Source organism: Nocardioides sp., assembly GCF_036401255.1.
GTDB lineage: Bacteria > Actinomycetota > Actinomycetes > Propionibacteriales > Nocardioidaceae > Nocardioides.
Genome location: NZ_DASWVI010000386.1, coordinates 1 through 20,632 on the forward strand (window position 1 = coordinate 1; position 20,632 = coordinate 20,632).

Genomic DNA, 20,632 nt, shown 5'->3' on the forward strand with positions numbered 1-20,632 from the left:
CCCGCGACGGGCTCGACGTACTGCTCCTCGAGGCGCGCGACCGGGTCGGCGGGCGGGTGCTCAACCACCACCTGCGGGCGCCGGGCGCCCACGGCGCCACGATCGAGGCGGGCGGCGCGTTCGTCGGCCCGACCCAGGGCCACATCCGGCGGCTGGCGCGCGAGCTGGGGGTGCCGACGTTCCCGGAGTACAACGAGGGCAACAGCGTCTACGTCTCGTCGCTGACCGGGCGCCAGGAGTACTCCGGCACGGTGCCGCCCGACCCCACGATCCTCCCCGACGCGGCGGTGCTGCTGACCCGCATCGACAACATGGCCGCCGAGATCGCCGTCGACGCGCCCTGGAGCCACCCGCGCGCCGCGGAGTGGGACGCGATGACGCTCGGTGAGTGGATCCGGGCCAACGCGATCAACGGCGACGGCGTGGAGAACCTCATCGAGTGCTGGACCCAGCCGGGCTTCGGCGCCGACCCCAACGAGCTGTCGCTCCTCTACGTGCTCTGGTACGTCGCCTGCTCGGGCGACGAGCGCCACGTCGGCACGTTCTCCCGCAACTCTGACACCGCGAACGGCGCCCAGGAGCGGCGCTTCGTCGGCGGCTCCCAGCTCATCCCGCTGCGGCTCGCGCGCCGGCTCGGCGACATCGTGGCGCTGCGCGCGCCGGTGCGCCGCATCGAGCAGCGCGACGGGCACGTGCTGGTGCACAGCGCCCGCGGCACCGTGCGCGCCCGCCGCGTGGTGGTGGCCGCTCCCCCACCGCTCGTGCTCGGCATCGAGTGGTTCCCGCGGCTGCCGGCCCGCCGGCTGCAACTGCTGCGCCACCTCGACATGGGCCAGCTGATGAAGTGCGACGCGGTCTACCCGACACCGTTCTGGCGCGCGGCCGGGCTCAACGGCTTCGGCATCAACGACTCCGGCGCGGCGCGGGCGGTGTTCGACAACTCCCCGCGGGAGGGTGAGCCGGGCGTGCTGCTGGCGTTCGTCGGCGGGTCGACCTGGCGGCAGTACGGCGTGCTGCCGCGTGCCGAGCGGCGCCGCGCGGTGCTCGAGGGCTTCGCCGCGATGTTCGGCGAGCAGGCGCTGCACCCCATCGAGTACACCGAGCAGGACTGGACCCAGGAGCGCTGGACCACCGGCGGGCCGGTCGCCAACTACGCCCCGGGGACGATGGTGCAGTTCGGGTCGGCGATCCGGCGACCGTTCGGCCGGGTGCACTGGGCCGGCACCGAGACCTCGACGTACTGGACCGGCTACATGGACGGCGCCGTCCGGGCCGGGGAGCGCGCCGCCGTCGAGGTCGGTGAGCGTCGGTGAGGCGACTGCTGACGGCGCTCGCCGTCGTGGTGCTGGCGGCCACCGCGTGGCCGGCGTCCGCGCAGGTTCGCGAGGACGGGGACGCCCGGGTCTTCGCCCTGGTGCCCGCGCCCGGGTTCCCGGCGTACGTCCACGCGCACACCAACGGGCGCGTGTACGCCGGCAGCTACGTCGACACCGGCAGCACCACGCCCTCGCGGGTCTTCGAGTGGGCGGCCGACGGCACGCTGCTGCGGTCGTGGACGGTGCCCGGCCAGGTGGTCGACGAGGACCACGGCGTCCAGGTCGCGAACCAGACCCGCGACGGCCAGCTGGTGCTGCTCGAGACCTCGACCGCGTCGGTGCTGACCCTCGACGTCCGCACCGGCCGGTTCCGCCGGGTCGTGCGGTTCCCCGACGGGGCGGTGCCCAACTACGCGACGTGGGGACCCGGCGGGGCGCTGTTCGTCACCGACTACGCCGACGGCGTGATCTGGAAGGTGCCGCACGGGTCGCGGACGCCGCGCCGGTGGTTCGCGTCGCCGGCGCTCGAGGGCGCGGTCGGGTTCGGCACCACCGGCATCCGCTACCGTCCGGGCCGCGGCGACCTCCTGATCACCCAGCAGACCGTCAGCGACGGCAGCGACCTGCCGACCGACGGTGCGTTGTACCGGCTGCCGATCGGCGACCGCGGCCGCCCCGGGGCGATCGAGACGCTGTGGACCTCCCAGCCCGGCGACCTGCCCGACGGCTTCGGGATAGGCCGCTCCGGGCACGTGTACGTCGCGCTCGCGGGGCTGGCCAACCAGCTCGTCGAGCTGACCGCGGCCGGCCGCGAGGTGCGGCGGTTCGGCACCGCCCTCACCGGCGACAACGGCTCGCCGGTCCCGTTCGACACCCCGTGCAGCGCGACGTTCCTCGGCCGCAGCGTCCTGGTCGCCAACCAGTCCGCGGTGGCCGGGGACGCCACCCACCAGGCGGTCCTCGACGTCCACGTGGGCGAGCCCGGCCGCCCGGCGTACCTGCCGCGTCGCGCCGGCTTCTGACCGGCGCGTCGGCGGCCGCTAGCCTGCCGACCGTGAGCGCGCTGACGGGACTGGTCGACAAGGGGCTGATGGCACCGGACTGGGCCGAGGCCCTCGCGCCGGTCGACGAGCAGGTCGCGGCGATGGGACGCTTCCTGCGCGAGGAGCTCGCGGCGGGTCGGTCCTACCAGCCCGCCGGAGACCGGGTCTTCCGGGCCTTCCAGCGCCCGCTCGCGGACGTGCGCGTGCTGATCGTCGGGCAGGACCCCTACCCCAACCCGGCGCACCCGATCGGGCTGAGCTTCGCCGTACGTCGCGACGTGTGGCCACTGCCGCCGAGCCTGGTGAACATCTACACCGAGCTGCGCGACGACCTCGGCGTCATGCCGCCGCGCCACGGTGACCTGACCGCGTGGGCGGACCAGGGCGTGATGCTGCTGAACCGGTGCCTGACGGTGCAGCCCGGCGCCTCGAACAGCCACCGCGGCAAGGGCTGGGAGCCGATCACCGCGTGCGCGATCGAGGCGCTGGCCCGGCGGGGCGGCCCGCTCGTGGCGATCCTCTGGGGCAGCGACGCACGCAACCTCAAGCCGATGCTCGGCGCGACCCCCGTCGTCGAGTCACCGCACCCGTCCCCGCTGTCGGCGTACCGGGGGTTCTTCGGCTCGCGGCCCTTCAGCCGAGCCAACGACCTGCTGGCCGAGCAGGGGGCCGCGCCCCTCGACTGGACCCTCCCGCCGGAATAAAGTTGAAGATCCAACCATTTGGGGGATCATGGACGACGTGCGCATGCCGGCTCTCTACATCGGCCACGGTGCCCCGCCGCTGCTGGACGACCCGGTCTGGTCGGGCCAGCTCGCCGCGTGGGCGGCGGACCTGCCGCGGCCGAAGGCCATCTTGATCGTCAGCGCCCACTGGGAGTCGGCGCCGGTCAGCCTCACCGCGAGCCGCGCTCCCCTCGTCTACGACTTCGGCGGCTTCGACGCGCGGTACTACCGGATGACCTACGAGACCCCGGACGCGAGCGCGCTCGCCGCGCGGGTCGCGGCGATGATGCCGGCGAGCGAGCCCGTGCACCAGCACGCCAGCCGCGGCCTCGACCACGGCGCCTGGGTGCCGCTGAAGATCATGTACCCGCACGCCGACATCCCGGTGCTGCAGATGTCACTGCCGACCCACGACCCGGTGCGGCTGCTGAGGCTCGGCGAGCGGCTGCGCCCGCTGCGCGACGAGGGCGTGCTGATCATCGGGTCGGGCTTCCTCACCCACGGCCTGCCGTTCCTGCGCGAGTGGCGCATCGACGCGGCCGCTCCGGGCTGGTCGAGCGACTTCGACGCCTGGGCCGGCGAGGCGCTCGCCCGCGGCGACGTGGACACGCTGGCGGACTACCGCGCGCAGGCGCCGGGCATGCCCTACGCGCACCCGACCGTCGAGCACTACACCCCGCTGTTCGTCACCCTCGGCGCCGCCACCGACCCCACCGAGCCCGGCCTGCAGGTCATCGACGGCTTCTGGATGGGCCTCTCGAAGCGGTCGCTCCAGGTTGCGTGAGTCGACGCACCCGACGAATCGGTTGCCTCGCCCGTTGATCCGCGACAGCTCCGTCAGGTACGACGGCCCGCCTCACACCCAGAACGTGTCGTGGCGGAGCATGAACTCGGCGCGCTCCTCCTCCGACATCTGCTCACCGCGGGCCAGCGTCTCGAAGTAGTCCTCCCGGGGGCCGCCGGGGGCGAACATCAACAGCATCGAGGCGCCCCCGCCGCCGCGGAACCCGTGCAGCCCGCCCTCGGGCACGTAGAGGAAGTCACCGGGACGAGCCGTGACCCAGGCGCGCCCGTCGTACAGCCGCACCTCGCCCGAGAGCACGTAGAACTGCTCGGAGATCGAGCGGTGGAAGTGCGGGTCGGGGCCGGTCTCGGTCTCACCGAAGGTCCAGCGGTAGAGCCCGAAGCGGCCGGCCGTCTGGTCGCCGGTGGCGATGTACTCGCAGGTGCCGCCGCTGCGGTAGGTGATCTCGGGCGGCTCGTCGCCACGGCGCAGCCACGCCGAGGCCTCACCGCCCTCGCCGTGGTAGGTGTCCGGAGGGTAGGGACGAGGCAGGGACATGGCTCGACAGTACGGCGATCGTGTAGTCCGAAGCAGCCCTCCGGGTGTTGTAGGAGTGTGAGAGAAGGCGGCGCCACCATGGAGCTGGGGTTCGACGAGTTCGCCGCGGTCGAGACGACCCGGCTGTTCGGCCTGGCGCGGGTGCTGTGCGGCAACGAGCACGACGCGTGGGACCTGACCCAGGAGACGTTGACGCGGGTGTCGGCTCGGTGGGGCCGGCTCGCGCACCACGACAACATGGCCGCCTACGCGCGTACGACGCTGGCGAACCTGCACAAGAACGCGCGACGCCGACGGCGCGAGGTGCTGGTCGCCGTCCCACCCGACCCGGCCACGCGGGACGAGGCGGGATCACGGGGCCTGGACGCGTGGCTCGACGACGCCATGCGGTCGCTGCCGCACCGACAGCGGGTGGCGGTGGCGCTGACCTACCTGGAGGACCGGCCGATCGCCGAGGTCGCCGAGGTCCTCGGCTGCGGCGTGGCGACCGCGAAGACCCACCTGGCCCGCGGCCGCGACTCGCTGCGGCGGGCCGCCGAGGCCGCCCGGGCCTCGGAGTCGACGGATCGAGGGATGGAGACATGAGCACGCACCTGGACACCGACGAGTTCATCGCCGCCACGATGCGGCGGGTCGCCGAGTCGGCCACGCGACCGCTGGGCGAGTCGCTCCCTCCCGCCCCGAAGCGGCGGTGGATCGTGCCGCTCGCCGCGGCTGCGGCGATCGCGGTGGTCGCGCTCGTCGGGGTCGCCGCCGTCATCGGACGCGACGACTCCGAACCTGCCTCCCCGGCCGGGTCGACCGCCGGTTGTCGGCTCGACTACGAGGCGGCGCCGCTCCCCGAGTGGGCGCGGGCGGGGTTCACGCCCCCGGACCAGGCCATGCCCTACGTCCTCGGCGACGAGGGCGACCTGGTCGCCATCCTGTGGGACACCCACCATCCACTGGAGGCGCCGCCGGCCGCGGGCGAGAACAACAAGATCCTGTGGGTCGCCCGGGTCGGGCCGGGCGACGGGCCGCTGGAGATCCGGGCCACGCTCGAGGGCAGCGGGCAGACGGTGGCCCGCACCGTCAGCCCGGCACCCGGTCCGTCCGGCATCGACCTGCCGTCAGCCGGCTGCTGGTCGCTCGACCTGACCTGGGGAAGCCACCGCGACCACCTGATGCTGGGCTACGCCCCGAACTGAGGTCAGCGGATGCCGGTCCTGCGCATCATCTTCAGGCCGCCGAGCATCCCCTTGACGTACTTGTCGTAGTCCTGGCCCGGACGCGCGCCCATCACCTGCTTCTTGAGCACGGCGAGGTTCTGCACGTCGGTGTACTTGAGCAGGCCCTGGTCGCCGTGCCGGGCGCCGACGCCGGACTGCTTGACCCCGCCCGACGGCGTACCCTTCGACGCGAACGCGGTCGCGAGGATGTCGTTGACGTTGACGTTGCCCGACTCGATCCGCTTGCCCACCTGGCAGGCGGTCGCGACGTCGCCGCCCCACACCGAGGCGTTCAGCCCGTAGTCGGTGTCGTTGGCGAGCGCGACCGCCTCGTCGACGGTCTCGTACCTGTGCAGCGCGACGACCGGCCCGAACGTCTCGGTCACGCCGCACAGCATGTCCTTCGTGACCCCCTCGAGGATCGTCGGCTCGAAGAACGCCGGCCCGAGGTCGGGGCGCGCCTTGCCACCGGTGAGCACCGTCGCGCCCTTGGCGACGGCGTCCTCGACGTGCGCCTTGACCCGCTCCATGTGGTCGGGCGAGACCAGCGAGCCCATGTCGGGGCCGAAGTCGTACGCCGCGCCGATGGTCAGCGCCTCGGTCGCCGCGACGAACTTGGTCTTGAACTCCTCGTAGCGGGAGTCGGGCAGGTACATCCGCTCGATGTGCATGCAGATCTGGCCGGTGTTGCCGAACGCGCCGAAGAGCGCGCCCTGCACGACCTCGTCCATGTTCGCGTCCTCGAGCACGATCATCGGGTTCTTGCCGCCGAGCTCGAGGCAGCAGCCGATCAGGTTGCGGCCGGCCCGCTCGCCGATCACCCGCCCGGTGGCGGTCGAGCCGGTGAACATCACGTAGTTGGCGTTGTCGATCAGCGTCGGGCCGACGTCGGGGCCCTCGCCGCACACGACCTGGAACAGACCCTTCGGCAGGCCGGCCTCCTCGAGCATCTGCACGCCGTACAGCGGCGACAGTGCGGTCTTGTTGTCGGGCTTGAGCACGATCGCGTTGCCGGCCATCAGCGCGGAGATCGAGTCGGAGATGCCGGTCGCGAACGGGAAGTTCCAGGGCGCGATGATGCCGACGACGCCCTTGGGCCGGCGGATCTCGGTCGACGTGCTCAAGAACGGCACCGGACCGCCGCGCTTGACCGGCTTGAGCAGGTGCGGTGCCCGCTTGAGGTAGTGGCTCATCACCATCACCGGGTCGCAGGTCTCCTCGATCGCCATCCGGCGGTTCTTGCCGCTCTCGACCTGGATCAGGTCCGTCGTGGTGTGGGCGTTGTCGATGAACAGGGCGTGCGCGCGCTTGAACACCTCGAGCCGGTCCTTCAGCGGCCGGGCCGCCCAGGACCGCTGGGCCTCGCGGGCGGTGGCGAACGCCGCCTCGATGTCGGCCGGGGTCGACTGCGGCAGCTCCACGAGCACGTCACCGGTGTAGACCTCGGTGAGCTTCCAGGTGCCGCCGCTGGTCGACGGGACCCGCGAGACGAGCCGGTCCAAGAACGCGTCGGTGATCGACGCCGGTCGCTGCAGTGCCATCGCGATCACACCCGGCCCAGTACGAAGTCGGCGCCGCGCTCGCCGATCATGATCGCCGGCGCGTTGGTGTTGCCACCGGTGATCGACGGCATGATCGAGGCGTCGCACACCCGGAGGCCCTCGATGCCGCGGACCTTGAGGTCGGGGGTGACGACCGCGAGCTCGTCGGTGCCCATCCGGCAGGTGCCGACGCCGTGGTAGACCGAGGTGGCGCGGTTGAGGATCGCGTCGCGCAGCGCCTGGCCCTTGAGGCCGGCTCCGGGGTGGATCTCCTCCTTGACGGCTCCGCCGAACGCGGCCCCGGCCATGATCTCGCGCACCATCTCCGAGCCTTCGGCAAGGACCTCGAGGTCCCCGGGGTCGGCGAGGTACTGGAAGTCGATGAGCGGCGGGGCAGTGGGATCACTGGACGCCAGCCGCAGCGTGCCCCTGCTGCGCGGGTAGATCAGCGTCGAGAGCAGCGTGATCGACGTACGCGGGTCCACCTCGTGGCGGATCGGCTCGTCCTGGTTGGGCGAGACGTAGGACCAGGGCAACAGGTGCAGCTGCAGGTCCGGCACGTCGGTGGCCTGCGACGTACGCAGGAACGCGACCGCCTCGAACACGGAGTTCGCCAGGAACGTCTTGCCCGGGCGCAGCGCCTCCTTGAGCACGCCCTTGCCGAAGAAGAAGGCGTTGCCGCGCATCTTCGTCGACGTCGTGTGGAACGTCAGCGCGTGGAACATGTGGTCGTGCAGGTTGTCGCCGACCGGCAGGTCCGCGAGCACCTCGATGCCGTGGTCGCGCAGGTGCTGGGCGTGCCCGATGCCCGACAGCATCAGGATCTGGGCGGAGCCGACGAACCCGGCCGAGAGGATGACCTCCTTGCCGGCCCGGACCGTGCGCCGGCTGCCATCCTTGTCCGTGACCTCCACGCCGGTGGCGCGGCCGTTCTCGATGACGACCTTGGTCACCAGCACCTCGGTCTGCAGCTGCAGCGTGGGGACGTCGAGATGGTGGAGGTAGCCGCGCGAGGCGCTGTAGCGCAGGCCGTTCGCAGCGTTCTGCTGCATCCGGCTGACGCCTTCCTGCGACTCGGCGTTGTAGTCGTCGAGGACCTTCACGCCGAGCACGTCGGAGGTCGCCTGGATGAACTGCAGCGATCCCTCCTGCGGGGCGGCGTTGCGGGTGACCTTGATCGGACCGCCCGCGCCGCGGTAGTCGTTGGCGCCGTCCTCGAAGTCCTCCATGCGCTTGTAGGCCGCGTTGACCTCGTCGGCCGACCAGCCGGCGCAGCCCTCGGCGGCCCAGGCGTCGTAGTTGGCCCGGTTGCCGCGCACGTAGACCATGCCGTTGATCGAGCTCGACCCGCCGACGACCTTGCCGCGCGGGACCGGCATCTTGCGGTCGAGGATGTGCTTCTGCGGGGTGGAGTAGTAGCCCCAGTCGACCCGCTTCTTGATCTCGGGCACCGAGTGCATCGGCCCGATCATGCCGGGCTTCTTCACCAGGTACTGCTCGTCGCTCTTGCCGGCCTCGAGCACGATCACGCTCGCCCCGGACTGGGCCAGCCGGCCCGCGATCGCGGCCCCGGAGCTGCCGGACCCGACCACGACGTAGTCGGCCTCGTTCTTGTACGGCGTCTTGGCCATGGGTCAAACCTCGCTGGAGCAGGGCGGCATACCGCGGGAATGTGTGCGCGGCCACACTGTAACGTGTTCTAGTTGTCCGAGCCAGGGGGTGGGCCTCCCGCCTGTAACGCGGGGTTGTTGGATCTGGTCACCCCCTTACAACAGGGTTCCTAGATCCACTAACCCCGCGTTACATCGAGCGGGGGCTGAGGAGTCGCCGCTCGTGCGTCACACTGCACCGGTGCAGATCCTCTCCATCCAGTCCTCGGTGGCCTTCGGACACGTCGGCAACTCGGCGGCGGTGTTCCCGCTGCAGCGCCTGGGCCACGAGGTCTGGCCGGTGAACACGGTGCACTTCTCCAACCACACCGGGTACGGCGCCTGGCGCGGCCCGCTGCTCGACCCGTCGGACGTGCGCGAGGTGATCGCCGGCATCGACGACCGTGGGGCGCTGGCGGAGGTCGACGCGGTGCTGTCCGGCTATCAGGGCGACCCGGCGGTGGGCGCGGTGATCCTCGACGCGGTCGCTCGCGTGAAGGAGCTCAACCCGGACGCCCTCTACTGCTGCGACCCGGTGATGGGCGACGTCGGCCGCGGCATGTTCGTGCGTCCCGGCATCCCGGAGTACCTGCGCGACACCGTGGTGCCGCGGGCCGACATCCTCACGCCGAACCACTTCGAGCTCGACTTCCTCGTCGGCCGCCCGACCCGCACGCTGGCCGAGATCGTCGACGCCGTCGACGTCCTGCGCGAGCGCGGGCCGCGCGACGTGCTGGTCACCAGCGTCGTCCACGGCGAGGTGCCCGAGGGCCGCATCGACGTGGTCGCGGTGTCCGACGCGGGCGCCTGGGCGGTGGAGACGCCGCTGCTGCCGATCACCCCGAACGGCTGCGGCGACGTGACCGCCGCGCTCTACCTCGCGCACCTGCGGACCACCGGCTCCGCGCAGGTCGCGCTGGAGCGGACGACCTCGGCGGTCTTCGCGATCCTCGAGGAGACCCTCGCGGCAGGGACCCGGGAGATCCAGCTGGTGGCCGCCCAGGAGGCGATCGCACACCCGCCCGCGCGGTTCGCCGTACGCCGCCTGCGCTGACCGGGTGAGATGGGCCACCCCGAGCCAGGTCGGGACCTTCGCCCCGGGTTACCCAGCGGTAGCCGGACGTACCGTCGGCCCATGGCCACCCCCCGTCAGCCGGCTCGACGACGCGCCCTGACCACCAGGTTGACCGCGGCCGTGGGCACCGGTCTGGCGCTCGCCGCGCTGGCGTTCACGGGCTGCGACACCGCCGTCACCCCGACGATGTCGGTCTCCGCGGAGCCGGCGCACAACCAGCACGACGTCGCGTTCGCCGCGGAGATGGTGCCGCACCACGAGCAGGGCCTGCGCCTGGTCGCACTTGCCGCGGACCGGGACGTGACCGCGGGCTTCGCCGCGCTCACCGCGCACATCGAGACGGGTCAGTCCGCCGACCTCGAGCAGCTCACCGGCTGGCTGACCCGGTGGGACGAGCCGACCCCCACCGCCGAGCCGATGGACGAGACCCTGCTGAGCCAGCGCTCCGCCACGGGCGCGCTGCGCGGCCTGGTGCGCACCCGGATGGGGCCGTGGGCGCTGAGCGCCGCGGACGTGCAGGAGGTCCGGGCCTCGCGGGCGGCGGACTTCGAGGACCGCTGGCTGCGCACGATGATCGTGCACCACCAGGGCGCGATCTCGATGGCGCGGCACGAGATCGCGCAGGGCGAGTACCCGCCCGCGGTCGCGCTCGCCGAGCAGATCGTGACCACCCAGCAGGCCGAGGTCGAGGAGATGCGGCGGCTGCTGCGGGAGTGATCCACCACTGCTCGGAGCCGCGTAGGAGAGTCGAACTCCTGACCGTCCGCTTACAAGGCGGATGCTCTACCAGCTGAGCTAACGCGGCCGCGCCACGGCAAGTACCCGCGGCGACGCCACATGCTACGGGCAGGCGATCCGCTCAGCTCATGCCACCGTCGAAAGCCAGGATCTCGCCGGTGATCATCCGCGCCTGGGGCGAGGCGAGGTAGACGATCGCCGAGCCGATCTCGTCGGGCCGGATCGCGCCGCCCGGCAGCATCATCATCAGCCGGTCGGCCACCCGGGTGTCGAGGTCGTCGGTCAGCTTGTGGAACACCTGCTCGACGATCGGGGTGTCGACGGTCCCGGGGCAGATCGCGTTGACGCGGATGCCCTCGGGCGCGAGCTCGAGGGCGAGCGCGCGGGTGAGCTGGGTGAGTCCGCCCTTGGCGGCGGCGTACGCCGTGGCGTAGGGCTGCGCCTTGTTGCCCGCCACCGACGAGACGTTGACGATGTTGCCGCCGCAGGCGCGCAGGTGCGGCAACGCGGCCTGGATGAGCAGGAACGGGCCCTTGAGGTCGACGGCGTGGACCCGGTCCCACTCCTCCTCGGTCACGGTCTCGATCCGGCCGAACTGCACGATGCCCGCGACGTTCGCGAGCACGTCGATGCGCCCCTCGGCGGCGCAGGTCTCGACGGCGGCGAACACGGACGCGCGGTCGCCGACGTTGCACTCCACATAGGTCACGCCGTCGGGCACGCTCGGGCGGACGTCGAGTCCGAAGACGGTGTCGCCGAGGTCGCGGAACAGCGCCGCGGTGGCATGTCCGATGCCGGATGCGGCTCCGGTGACGACGACGACGCGGCTGCCTGGCTCGTTCATGGGGGGCCTTTCCGGGGTCAGAGCTCGATCGTGAGGTGGTGGTCGAGGACGCCCGAGCGCCCGACGCCGAACCGGCGCTCGGCGAAGTGCCAGCCGATCCCGCCGTGGTCGGGCGCGAACGTGTCGACGTAGGTCCCGGTCACGATCGGCTGGAGCGGCACCGCGGCGACGGCCTGGAAGACGAGGTACGCCGAGGTCGCGACGACCGAGCCGTCCGCGGCCGGCTCGGCGAAGGCGGTGTTGGCGACGACGTGCTGGGTCCCCGGCGTGCCGTCCTCGTGCAGCCGCACCAGGCCGGCGTACAGCCGCTCGACCTCGGCAGCCCCCGTGGCCAGCGGCGTACCGTCCTCCGCGCGGAGCACGGCGTCGGCCATGAGCGCGCCGACCCCGGCGAAGTCGCCGGCATCGATCAGCCGGCAGTAGGTGCCGAGCAGGCCGCGGATCCGGTCGCCGTCGGTGAGCTGCACGCGGGGACGCTACCACCGAACCTAGAACACGTTCTAGGTTCGGTCGGGACGGATAATGGGCCCATGGCGCTCCGCATCGTCACCAACCGGCCGGTCCCCGCGCTGCTGCGCCTGCCGTGGGCGACCCCGGTCGAGGAGTGGACCGAGCACGTCGTGCCGCTGCCCCGCGGCCTCTCGCGGCACGTCGTGCGGATCGTCCGGCTCGAGGAGAACACCTACGCGGTCAAGGAGACCGTCGAGGAGATGGCGTTCCGGGAGTACCGCCTGCTGCGCGACCTCCAGCGGCTGGGCCTCCCGGCGGTCACCCCGCAGGGCGTGGTCACCGGGCGGGTCGACGAGAACGGCGAGGAGCTGCCCGCCGCGCTGCTGACCGAGCACCTGCAGTTCTCGCTGCCCTACCGCAGCCTGTTCGCGCACGGCCGCACCGCGGCGAACCTGCCCGAGCTGATCGACGCGATGGTCGTGCTGCTGGTCCGGCTCCACCTGGCCGACTTCTACTGGGGTGACGTCTCGCTGTCGAACGTGCTGTTCCGGCGCGACGCGGGCGGGTTCGCGGCGTACCTCGTCGACGCGGAGACCGGCGAGCTCAAGCCGACCCTGTCGGACAACCTGCGGGAGTACGACGTCACCGTCGCCGTGGAGAACGTGTTCGCCGAGCTGCTGGACCTGCAGGCCACCGAGTCGCTCGACCACGAGGTCCAGGCGCACGCGATCGTCGAGATGCTCTCCGATCGCTACCACGCGCTGTGGGACGAGCTCACCCGCGCCGAGGAGTTCTCGACCGGTGAGCTGTGGCGCATCGAGCAGCGCGTCGAGCGGCTCAACGACCTCGGCTTCGACGTCGACGAGCTCGACATCGTCACCGACTGGAACGGCGAGCGGATCCGGATCCAGCCGAAGGTCGTGGAGCTGGGCCACCACAGCCGCGAGCTGCAGGCGCTGACCGGCCTGAACGTCGAGGACGCCCAGGCGCGGCGGATGCTCAACGACATCGCGGCGTTCACCGCCCACTTCGACCTCGGGCGCGAGGACCGCAGCCTGGTCGCCACCCAGTGGATGACGCAGGTCTACGAGCCGATCATGGCGATGATCCCGCCGGAGGCCCGGGGCAAGCTCGAGCCGGCCGAGATCTTCCACGAGATGCTCGTGCACCGCTGGTACCTCTCGGAGAACGCCGGCCACGCCGTCGACATCTTCGAGAGCGCCCGCCACTACATCGAGAACTACCTGCTCGCCAAGCCCGAGGAGAAGGTCGCCGCCGAGCAGGAGTGAGCGCGAGTCGGCGCCAGTTTCCCCCTCACCCCCGCCGAGACGGCGGCAGTTTCCCCCTCACCCCCGCCGAGACGGCGCCAGTTTCCCCCTCACCCCCGCCGAGACGGCGGCAGTTTCCCGGTTCCGGCCGCCGAGGCCGCCCCGCTTGCCCACGTGGTGCCCTGGGGAGACACGCGGGGGAAACTGGCGCCCACTCGACGACCACCCCGCGGAAACTGGCGCCGACTCGGCCACCAGTGCGGGGAAACTGGCGCCCACTCGGCCCCCAGCGCGCGGAAACTGGCGCCCACTCGGCCACCACCCCGCGGAAACTGGCGCCGACTCGGCCACCAGTGCGGGGAAACTGGCGCCGACTCGGCGCGGATCAGGGGCGGCAGACGCGGCAGGAGGTGAGGTGGCCGTTGTCCTCGCCGACGGGGTGCAGGTCGGTGCGGTGGGCGATGAGCGCGCAGTCGCGGCGGTGCATGGTCGTGCCGTCGCCGGCGGTGACGGGCAGCGCGGACACGTCCACGCCGTCGTCGCTGCGGGCGGCCGAGCGCGAGGTCACGTCCGCGAGCACCAGCAGGGTGTCGGCGAGCCGTTTGGAGGACTCCTTGCCGTCCGCGGCGATCCGGGCCAGCCACGCGCCGAAGTAGAGGAACCCGCCGGTGAACGTCAGCCCCAGTCCGAGGAGGCCGCCGGAGACGACGTAGGACAGCTGGTCGTACTGGTACGGCGTGTGGGCCGCGCCGTACCAGCCGAGCACGATCACGACCAGGCCCAGCGGCAGCAGGATCGCCCCGGCCCAGAACAGGATCAGCTGCAGCAGCTGGTAGTGGTTGTCCTTCAGCGGGGCGGCACCGGAGCCGGTGCGCCCCCCGGCGCGGGGCAGGCCGATCGAGAGCCGCTGAGCAGAGGCGGACTGGTCCATCGGAGGAGTCATCGTCGTCATGGGTCAGGCCTTTCGGAGGTCGGGCAGGCCACTGTCGAGGCCATGGGTGCAGGAGCCGCCGCCACCCAGCGCGATCGCGCCGATCCGGCGCAGCCAGGTGCCACCGACGGCGGCGAGGGCGATGCTGCCGGCGAGGACGGCACCGGGGATCGAGTAGAGCGGCGGCAGTCCCGAGCCGGTGAGCTCGGCATCGCCGAGGTCGCCGGCCGCGGACGGCGAATCGCCTGCCGTGCCGGGGTCGGCCGCGGACGGCGAGTCGGACACGGCGGCCGGCCCGCCGCCCGACGACGGCCCACCGGCGCCGCCGGCGCCGCCCGGGTCGTTGTCGGGGATGTCGCCGGTCGGCAGGTCGATGCCCTGCACGGTCTCGACCTGGGTGCCGGCGTTGCCGAGCGTCACCACGATCCGCGGGGAGAGCCCGACGAGCGTCTGGAGCAGCTTCTTCAGCTCCGGCGGGTCGCTGGGGAACGCGTCGACCAGGTCGTCGAGCGGCAGCGCGTCGAGCTGCTTGCGCAGCTTGGCGGTGTCGATCTCGACGACGAGGCCGGCCACGGCGCTGCTGGCCCGGTCGCCCTTCTTCTTCAGGCCGGGCTTCGGGAGGGTCAGCTTGATGCCCAGCTGGTCGAGGGCGGCGGTGGCCTGGTCGGGCAGCGCCGGCACATCCGTGTGCTGGCCGGCCCCTTCGAGCCCGCCGGGCCCGAAGGAGAACTCCCGGCCCGCGATCGTCAGACCGCCGATCGTGGCCTTGCCGCCGGCCGTGCTCTTGGTGCCGTTGCTCGAGCTGGTGCTGGTCACCACCACGCCGTTGAGCTGGACGGTGCCGCCGAGCAGGTAGACGTCGCCCAGCGCCGAGCGGGCGGTCGTGGTGACGGCCTGATCGGTGGCGACGTTCTTGCTGGTCGAGGTGTAGCCCTCGACGTCGACGAGCGCGGCCAGCTCGGGCGGCAGCCCGGGCGCGCCGCCCGGGCCGGGGTCCTCCCCGGCCGTGGCCGACGACCCGGCCGAGCCGGTGATGGCCTGGCCGAACTGCCCGAGCAGGTCCCCCGCACCGGGCAGGCCGGGTACGCCGGGCAGCTCCGGCAGCCCCGGCACACCGGGCGTGCCACCGCCGCCCGTGCCGCCGTCGTCCTTGCTCTCGGACCCGTCGCGGACCTCGCCGTCCGGGGAGAACCCGACCTGCGCGACCGTCGTCCTCTCCCCCGCGCTGGTGCGCATCACCGTGCCGGGGAAGGGCTCGTCGGCCTGCTTGGCCTCCCCGGAGGGCTGGGAGGCGTTGACCTGCACGGGGTAGCCCTGAGCGGCGAGCGGTCCGGAGATCTGCTCGGGCAGGCCGAGGTTCTCGATGACGGTCTTGGCGCCCTCGCCGATCGAGTCGCCCGGCCACAGCCAGCTGGCCCGGCCGAGCGAGCTGCCGGAGTCGGCCTCGACCTTGGAGTAGGCCAGCTCGAGCTCCAGCTGCGGGTTCGCCGGGATCGGGATCGTGGGCTCGTAGACCTCGATCTTCACCGGCGCGGCCCAGGCGGTGGAGCTGTAGCCGCTGAAGGCGGGCTTGGTGGGCTCGCCCTCCCCGGCCGCGGGCGCACCCGCCGACACCGGCAGAACGACGCCGGCGAGTGCTGCGGCCGAGATCGGGACGGCGAGGCGCTTCCAGGAGGCTCTCGTGGACTTCATGCGGCACCTCCGAGGATGACGTCGGACATGGTGGCGAGCACCTCGGCGGGCTCGCCGGTGGCCACGATCCGGCCGCCGGTCATCACCGCCGCGTAGTCGGAGACCCGCAGCGCGGTGCGGGCGAACTGCTCGATGCACAGGATCGAGACGCCGCTCTCGGCGATCTGCGCGACGGTGTCGTACAGCTCGTCGACGATCAGCGGCGCGAGCCCCATGGAGAGCTCGTCGAGGAGCAGCAGGGCCGGGTCGGAGGCCAGCGCCCGCGACATCGCGAGCATCTGCTGCTCACCGCCCGACATGGTGCCGGCGAGCTGGTGACGGCGTTGGTGCAGCCGGGGGAAGTAGGAGTACGCCGTGTCGAGCACGGCGTCGGCGGACACCCCGGCGTACGACATCAGCGTGAGGTTCTCCTCGACGGTGAGATTCGGGAACACCGACCGCCCCTCGGGCACGGTGCACAGCCCCAGGCGAGCCAGCTCCTCGGGCGCGGCGCCCTGCACGTGCACCCCGCCGAGGTGGATGTCGCCCGACGTCGCCCTCTTCTGCCCGCTGATGACCTTAACCAGCGTGGACTTCCCCCCGCCGTTGGGACCGAGCAGCGCCATCACCGCACCCTTCGGCACGCGCAGGTCGACCCCGCGCAGCACCTCGATGCGGCCGTACGCCGCGTGCAGGTCGACGACCTCGAGGATCGGGACGCTCATGCGCGGATCGCCTCCATCACGTGCGTGTCGTCAGGGGCGTGACCACCAGCGACCGGCGCCGGCTCAGCTGGGGCATCGTCGGAGTAGCCGAGGTAGGCCTTCTGGACCGCCGGGTCGGCGCGCACCTCGCCGGGCGGGCCGGAGGCGATCACCCGGCCGAAGTCGAGGACGTGGATGTCGTCGCACACCGACATCACCAGGTCCATGTCGTGCTCGACCATGAGGATGCCGCGGCCCTCGGTGGCCAGCTCGGCGAGCAGCTCGCCGAACGCGTCGGTCTCGGACTCGTCCAGGCCCGAGGAGGGTTCGTCGAGCAGCAGCAGCCGGGGGTCCGCGGCGAGGCAGCGGGCGAGCTCGAGCAGCCGCGCGACACCGGTCGGGATCGAGTCGGCCCGCTCGCCGGCGTACGCCGCGATGCCGACGCGTTCGAGCAGCCCGTCGACGTCGGCGGACGCGGGGCGCACCAGGCCGCCGATCCCGCGGTGGATGTCGCGGGCGACGCGGACGTTGTCGCGCACCGTCAGCGACCCGAACGCCTCGAGCCGCTGGAACGTGCGGCCCATGCCGCGCCGGGAGCGCTTGTGCACCGGCAGGCGGGTGATCGAGCGGCCGGCGAAGCGCACCGTGCCCCGGTTGGGCTTCTGCAGTCCGCTGATCACGTTGAAGCACGTGGTCTTGCCGGCGCCGTTGGGACCGATCAGACCGGTGATCCGCCCCGCGCGCGCGACGAAGCTGGCGTGGTCGACCGCGGTGACGCCGCCGAACTGCACGACGACGTCGTCGACCTCGAGGAGCACTCTCTCAGCGGACATGGGCGGGTGCCTCCTTGCTGGACGGGCTCGGGATCGACGGGCCCGGCGGGCTCGGCTCCCCCTCGGGCACGATCAGCACCGGTCCGGCGAGGGGTACGGCGGTGCCGCTGTCGTCCTCGACGCGCGCCTGCGGGAGCGGCAGCACGGGCACCGCCGCGCGGACCCGGTCGCCGAAGCGGGCGTCGAGACGGCGGCCCAGTCCGAAGACCAGGTTGGCCAGGCCGTTGGGGTCACGCCCCAGGGCGACGGCGCCGAACCCGAGGACGGCGAACACCAGCCCCGCCAGCTCGGGGCGCGAGCTCTGGAGCACCGGCAGCAGCATCAGCCCGACGCCGCCGAGCGCCGCCCCGGTCACCGAGGTGACGCCGCAGACGACGGCGAGCAGCAGCAGCGGCAGGCTGTTGAAGAGCTGGAAGTCGGCGGCGCCGATCGTGCCGCGCAGACCGGCGAACAGGGCCCCGGCCAGGCCCGCCATGCCGGCGGACAGGCCGAACAGGGCGACGCGGAACCACCGCATGTCCAGGCCGAGCGTGCCGCACGCGGCGGGGCTGTCGCGCATCGCGATGAGCAGCCGCCCGAGCACGCCGCGGCGCAGCAGCAGCAGGCCGAGCGCCATCAGCACGAAGAACACCGCCATCACCTGCACGTAGGCCCCGGTGGAGGAGATCTCCCGCCCGAGCAGCGAGAGCCGCTCGGCGCGCAGCGTGCCGTTGAAACCGAAGGCGAAGTCGGCCTGGAAGACCATCTTGTCCATGAGCATGCCGAAGGCGAGCGTCGACAGCGCCAGGTAGAGCCCGGTCAGCCGCAGCACGGGCAGGGCGACCAGCGCCCCGACCCCGGCGGTGATCGCGGCGGCGACGAACAGGCCGAACAGGTTCGGCTCGTCGAGCTTGGCGTAGGCCAGCGCCCCGACGCCCGCGAACGTGAACTGGGCCAGCGAGACGTGCCCGCTGTAGCCGGTGAGCAGCACCAGCGAGAGCATCACCATCGCGTACGTCGCCGCGGTGCCGACCAGGAGCAGGTCGGCGTCCCCCATCGACATGGTGAGCACGGCGACCAGCACCAGCAGGGCGGAGCCCCAGCCCACGGACCTCGGCAGGGTCGGCAGGGGCGCGGACACGATGCCCTTGACCTGCCCGATCCGCAGCTGGGCCTGGGGCATCGCCACGATCACGACGAACAGGAACAGCGCCGGGACCACCGCGCGCAGACCGGCCAGGTTGCCCTCGGAGGGCAGGTAGGCCACCGCGAAGGACTGCAGCACGCCGAGGCCCATCGCCCCGACGAACGTCAGCGGGAGGCTCTTGAGCCGCCCGAGCATCGCCGCGGCGTACGCGTTGATCACCAGCAGCGTGAGGTCGTAGTAGGACAGCCCGATCACCGGGGTCAGGAGGATGCCCGCGAGCGCGGCCAGCGAGATGCCGATCGCCCACGAGAGCGAGGCGACCATGTCGGGCTTGCCGCCGAAGAGCTGCAGCAGCACGGGGTTGTCGACCGAGGCCCGCATGGCGGTGCCGACGCGGGTGCGGTTGAGCAGCCCGTAGAGCGCGGCGGCCACCACCGCGGACAGCGCGATCGTGATGATCTGGTGGGCCGTCACGTAGGTGCCGCCGATCCGCAGACCCTCCTCGGCCAGGAACGGCGGCACGGTGCGGGGCGCGGGCGGCCAGATGTACTGCGCGACGCCGATCAGGCCGACGAACAGCCCGACGGTGACGACCAGGGACACGCTCACCGGACCCTCGCCGAGGCCGCGGGTGACGAACCGCTGCACGAACCAGCCGATGCCGGGCGCGATCACGCCGAGGACGAGCACCAGTGCGAGCCAGGTCGGCATGTGCTGGCGCTGGCTGAAGTCCCAGAACGTGAAGGCCATGACCATGCCGAACGCGCCGTGCGCGATGTTGAACACGCGGGTGGTCGTGTAGGTGAGCACCAGGCCGCTGGCCGCGATCGCGTAGGCCGCGCCCGTGAACAGGCCGAGGATCGTGAAGGACAGGATCGAGGACATCGTTAGCTTCCTGTTCCGCTGTCGATGAGCGGCGCGCACAGGAAGCTCCCGGGCGAGACCTTGCGCCACGTGCCGTCGTCGAGCTGGAGGATGGACTGACAGTTCGCCGTCGTCTTGGACCCGACCAGCTGGGGGGCGTGCAGGCCGTTGCCGGTCCAGTCCTTGACCCGGCTCAGCGCGTCGACGAGGGAGGCCCGGCTGAGCCTGCCGCCGAGCGCGACCGCCTGCTCGACGAACAGCCGCGCCGCCGACCATGCGTAGAGGCCGTAGAAGTTGGGCACCGCTCCCGGCTTCACCTGGTTCAGCCAGGATCGGTAGAGCTGCATCTCCAAGATCTCGGAGTCGTCGAACAGCGCCGTCGTCGAGTAGGCGAAGACACCGTCGGCGTCGGCGCCGGCCTCCTCGACGAACCGCTGGTCGTAGATCGTGGAGTCCTGGAGGAACACGTCGGGGTCGAAGCCCTGCTGCTTCATCGCGTCGAGGAGCTTCTCGGTGTTCTGGTACGGCCCGACGTAGACGACCAGCCGGATGCCCTTGTCCTTCATCTGCTGCACGTAGGGCGAGTAGTTGAACTCCGAGACGTCGATGCCCTGGAAGTAGTCGACGTGCCAGCCCGCCTTGTCCCAGGCGGCACGGAACGCCTCGGCGTTGACGGGCGCGGCACCCGCGTTGATGTAGACCAGCGCGGCGTGCTGGGTGGCCTCCTTGTCGTGGGACAGGAAGTAGCGCGGCATCGCGCTCGGCACCAGCCTCGGGTCGACCGCCTGCGCCGCGAAGCAGGTCGAGCAGTCGCGACGCTCGGGGGTCACCGTCGTCGAGCGGATGTCGGGCAGGCCGCACGCCTGCGCGGCCGAGGCGCCGCCGGAGTCGAACGCCGACATCGACCCGACCGCGGCGAACGCCTCGTCGCACGCCTTGGTGTAGGCCTGCTGGTCGGCGCCGGCGTCGGCGCGGCTGTCGAGGAGCTGCACCTCCAGCTTGCGGCCGCAGATGTCGTTGCCGGCGTTGAAGTACGCCGCGTAGGCCCGCGTTGCCTGCTGCGCCGACTCGAAGATGCCGGGCACGGGGCCCGAGATGTCCGAGGCGTTGGCGATCGTGATCGTGTCGTCGGTGATGCCGGTCTGGTTCTCGAACCCCTGGCACCCGCCGGCCTCGACGTCGCCGGTCGCGGAGTTGTCACCCGTGCCGTGGGCGCCACCACTCCCGGCACTCGCGCCCGAGCCGGCGGCCGCGCCGGTCGGGTCGCCGGAGTCGCCCGCGCCGGCCGCGCCACCTGAGCCGGC

General features: G+C 72.1%; 20 protein-coding genes and 1 tRNA gene. 9 read left to right on the top strand and 12 right to left on the bottom strand.

Annotated elements, in window-relative coordinates; all coding sequences use genetic code 11:
* From VGD85_RS18040 to VGD85_RS18055, 4 genes are all read left to right on the top strand, one after another.
* The coding region (locus VGD85_RS18040) for a flavin monoamine oxidase family protein (protein WP_331064818.1) at window positions 1-1,313 on the top strand (1,313 nt) is incomplete at its 5' end.
* On the top strand, window positions 1,310-2,338 hold the full coding sequence (locus tag VGD85_RS18045) for a hypothetical protein (protein ID WP_331064819.1): 1,029 nt from the start codon (window positions 1,310-1,312) through the stop codon (window positions 2,336-2,338). The genes VGD85_RS18040 and VGD85_RS18045, both read left to right, overlap by 4 nt.
* Window positions 2,339-2,406: 68 nt before the next feature.
* Window positions 2,407-3,063: a uracil-DNA glycosylase gene (locus VGD85_RS18050; protein WP_331064836.1), complete on the top strand. Its 657-nt coding sequence runs from the start codon at window positions 2,407-2,409 to the stop codon at window positions 3,061-3,063.
* Window positions 3,064-3,106: 43 nt separating this feature from the next.
* The gene (locus VGD85_RS18055; protein ID WP_331064837.1) at window positions 3,107-3,868 is read left to right on the top strand and encodes a class III extradiol ring-cleavage dioxygenase; all 762 of its coding nucleotides are present in this window, start codon (window positions 3,107-3,109) and stop codon (window positions 3,866-3,868) included.
* Between the two features lie 72 nt (window positions 3,869-3,940).
* On the opposite strand, the gene VGD85_RS18060 is transcribed toward VGD85_RS18055, so the two are convergent.
* Window positions 3,941-4,426, bottom strand: a complete 486-nt coding sequence (locus VGD85_RS18060) for a cupin domain-containing protein (protein ID WP_331064820.1) — start codon at window positions 4,424-4,426, stop codon at window positions 3,941-3,943.
* 78 nt (window positions 4,427-4,504) lie between these two features.
* On the opposite strand from VGD85_RS18060, the gene VGD85_RS18065 reads away from it, so the two are divergent.
* Both VGD85_RS18065 and VGD85_RS18070 read left to right on the top strand, forming a co-directional pair.
* Window positions 4,505-5,011, top strand: coding sequence for a SigE family RNA polymerase sigma factor (locus tag VGD85_RS18065; protein ID WP_331064821.1), 507 nt, complete (start codon window positions 4,505-4,507; stop codon window positions 5,009-5,011).
* Complete coding sequence (locus VGD85_RS18070; protein WP_331064822.1) at window positions 5,008-5,613, top strand: hypothetical protein; 606 nt, start codon at window positions 5,008-5,010, stop codon at window positions 5,611-5,613. Before VGD85_RS18065 ends, VGD85_RS18070 begins: the two co-directional genes overlap by 4 nt.
* A 2-nt stretch (window positions 5,614-5,615) precedes the next feature.
* Here the strand turns inward: VGD85_RS18070 and VGD85_RS18075 are convergent, their stop codons facing one another.
* Window positions 5,616-7,175, bottom strand: a complete 1,560-nt coding sequence (locus tag VGD85_RS18075; protein WP_331064823.1) for a succinic semialdehyde dehydrogenase — start codon at window positions 7,173-7,175, stop codon at window positions 5,616-5,618.
* A gap of 5 nt (window positions 7,176-7,180) precedes the next feature.
* Entirely contained in the window at window positions 7,181-8,806 is a 1,626-nt protein-coding gene (locus VGD85_RS18080) for a GMC family oxidoreductase (RefSeq protein ID WP_331064824.1), read from the bottom strand.
* A gap of 220 nt (window positions 8,807-9,026) precedes the next feature.
* On the opposite strand from VGD85_RS18080, the gene pdxY reads away from it, so the two are divergent.
* The gene (gene pdxY / locus VGD85_RS18085) at window positions 9,027-9,878 is read left to right on the top strand and encodes a pyridoxal kinase PdxY (protein WP_331064825.1); all 852 of its coding nucleotides are present in this window, start codon (window positions 9,027-9,029) and stop codon (window positions 9,876-9,878) included.
* Between the two features lie 81 nt (window positions 9,879-9,959).
* Window positions 9,960-10,616, top strand: coding sequence for a DUF305 domain-containing protein (locus VGD85_RS18090; RefSeq protein ID WP_331064826.1), 657 nt, complete (start codon window positions 9,960-9,962; stop codon window positions 10,614-10,616).
* A 15-nt stretch (window positions 10,617-10,631) separates the two neighbouring features.
* On the opposite strand, the gene VGD85_RS18095 is transcribed toward VGD85_RS18090, so the two are convergent.
* The 3 genes from VGD85_RS18095 to VGD85_RS18105 all read right to left on the bottom strand — a co-directional run bounded on the left by VGD85_RS18095 (window position 10,632) and on the right by VGD85_RS18105 (window position 11,948).
* Window positions 10,632-10,704: transfer RNA gene (locus VGD85_RS18095), tRNA-Thr, on the bottom strand.
* A gap of 54 nt (window positions 10,705-10,758) precedes the next feature.
* Window positions 10,759-11,481, bottom strand: a complete 723-nt coding sequence (locus VGD85_RS18100; RefSeq protein ID WP_331064827.1) for an SDR family oxidoreductase — start codon at window positions 11,479-11,481, stop codon at window positions 10,759-10,761.
* A gap of 17 nt (window positions 11,482-11,498) precedes the next feature.
* Entirely contained in the window at window positions 11,499-11,948 is a 450-nt protein-coding gene (locus VGD85_RS18105) for a nuclear transport factor 2 family protein (protein ID WP_331064828.1), read from the bottom strand.
* 63 nt (window positions 11,949-12,011) lie between these two features.
* Here VGD85_RS18105 and VGD85_RS18110 point away from each other — a divergent pair, with 63 nt between their 5' ends.
* Entirely contained in the window at window positions 12,012-13,220 is a 1,209-nt protein-coding gene (locus VGD85_RS18110; protein WP_331064829.1) for a DUF4032 domain-containing protein, read from the top strand.
* 364 nt (window positions 13,221-13,584) lie between these two features.
* Here the strand turns inward: VGD85_RS18110 and VGD85_RS18115 are convergent, their stop codons facing one another.
* The 6 genes from VGD85_RS18115 to VGD85_RS18140 all read right to left on the bottom strand — a co-directional run.
* Window positions 13,585-14,130 carry a hypothetical protein gene (locus VGD85_RS18115; RefSeq protein ID WP_331064830.1) on the bottom strand — a complete coding sequence of 182 codons (546 nt, stop codon included), beginning with the start codon at window positions 14,128-14,130 and terminating at the stop codon, window positions 13,585-13,587.
* 24 nt (window positions 14,131-14,154) lie between these two features.
* Window positions 14,155-15,822, bottom strand: a complete 1,668-nt coding sequence (locus VGD85_RS18120) for a hypothetical protein (protein WP_331064831.1) — start codon at window positions 15,820-15,822, stop codon at window positions 14,155-14,157.
* A complete protein-coding gene (locus VGD85_RS18125) occupies window positions 15,819-16,526 on the bottom strand; it encodes an ABC transporter ATP-binding protein (RefSeq protein WP_331064832.1) in 708 nt (235 codons plus the stop codon). The genes VGD85_RS18120 and VGD85_RS18125 overlap by 4 nt, the downstream gene beginning before the upstream one ends.
* On the bottom strand, window positions 16,523-17,338 hold the full coding sequence (locus VGD85_RS18130) for an ABC transporter ATP-binding protein (protein ID WP_331064833.1): 816 nt from the start codon (window positions 17,336-17,338) through the stop codon (window positions 16,523-16,525). Before VGD85_RS18130 ends, VGD85_RS18125 begins: the two co-directional genes overlap by 4 nt.
* Window positions 17,328-19,349: an ABC transporter permease gene (locus tag VGD85_RS18135; protein ID WP_331064834.1), complete on the bottom strand. Its 2,022-nt coding sequence runs from the start codon at window positions 19,347-19,349 to the stop codon at window positions 17,328-17,330. Before VGD85_RS18135 ends, VGD85_RS18130 begins: the two co-directional genes overlap by 11 nt.
* Window positions 19,350-19,351: 2 nt before the next feature.
* Window positions 19,352-20,632, bottom strand: a 1,281-nt coding sequence (locus tag VGD85_RS18140) for an ABC transporter substrate-binding protein (RefSeq protein ID WP_331064835.1), incomplete at its 5' end; no start/stop codon positions are given.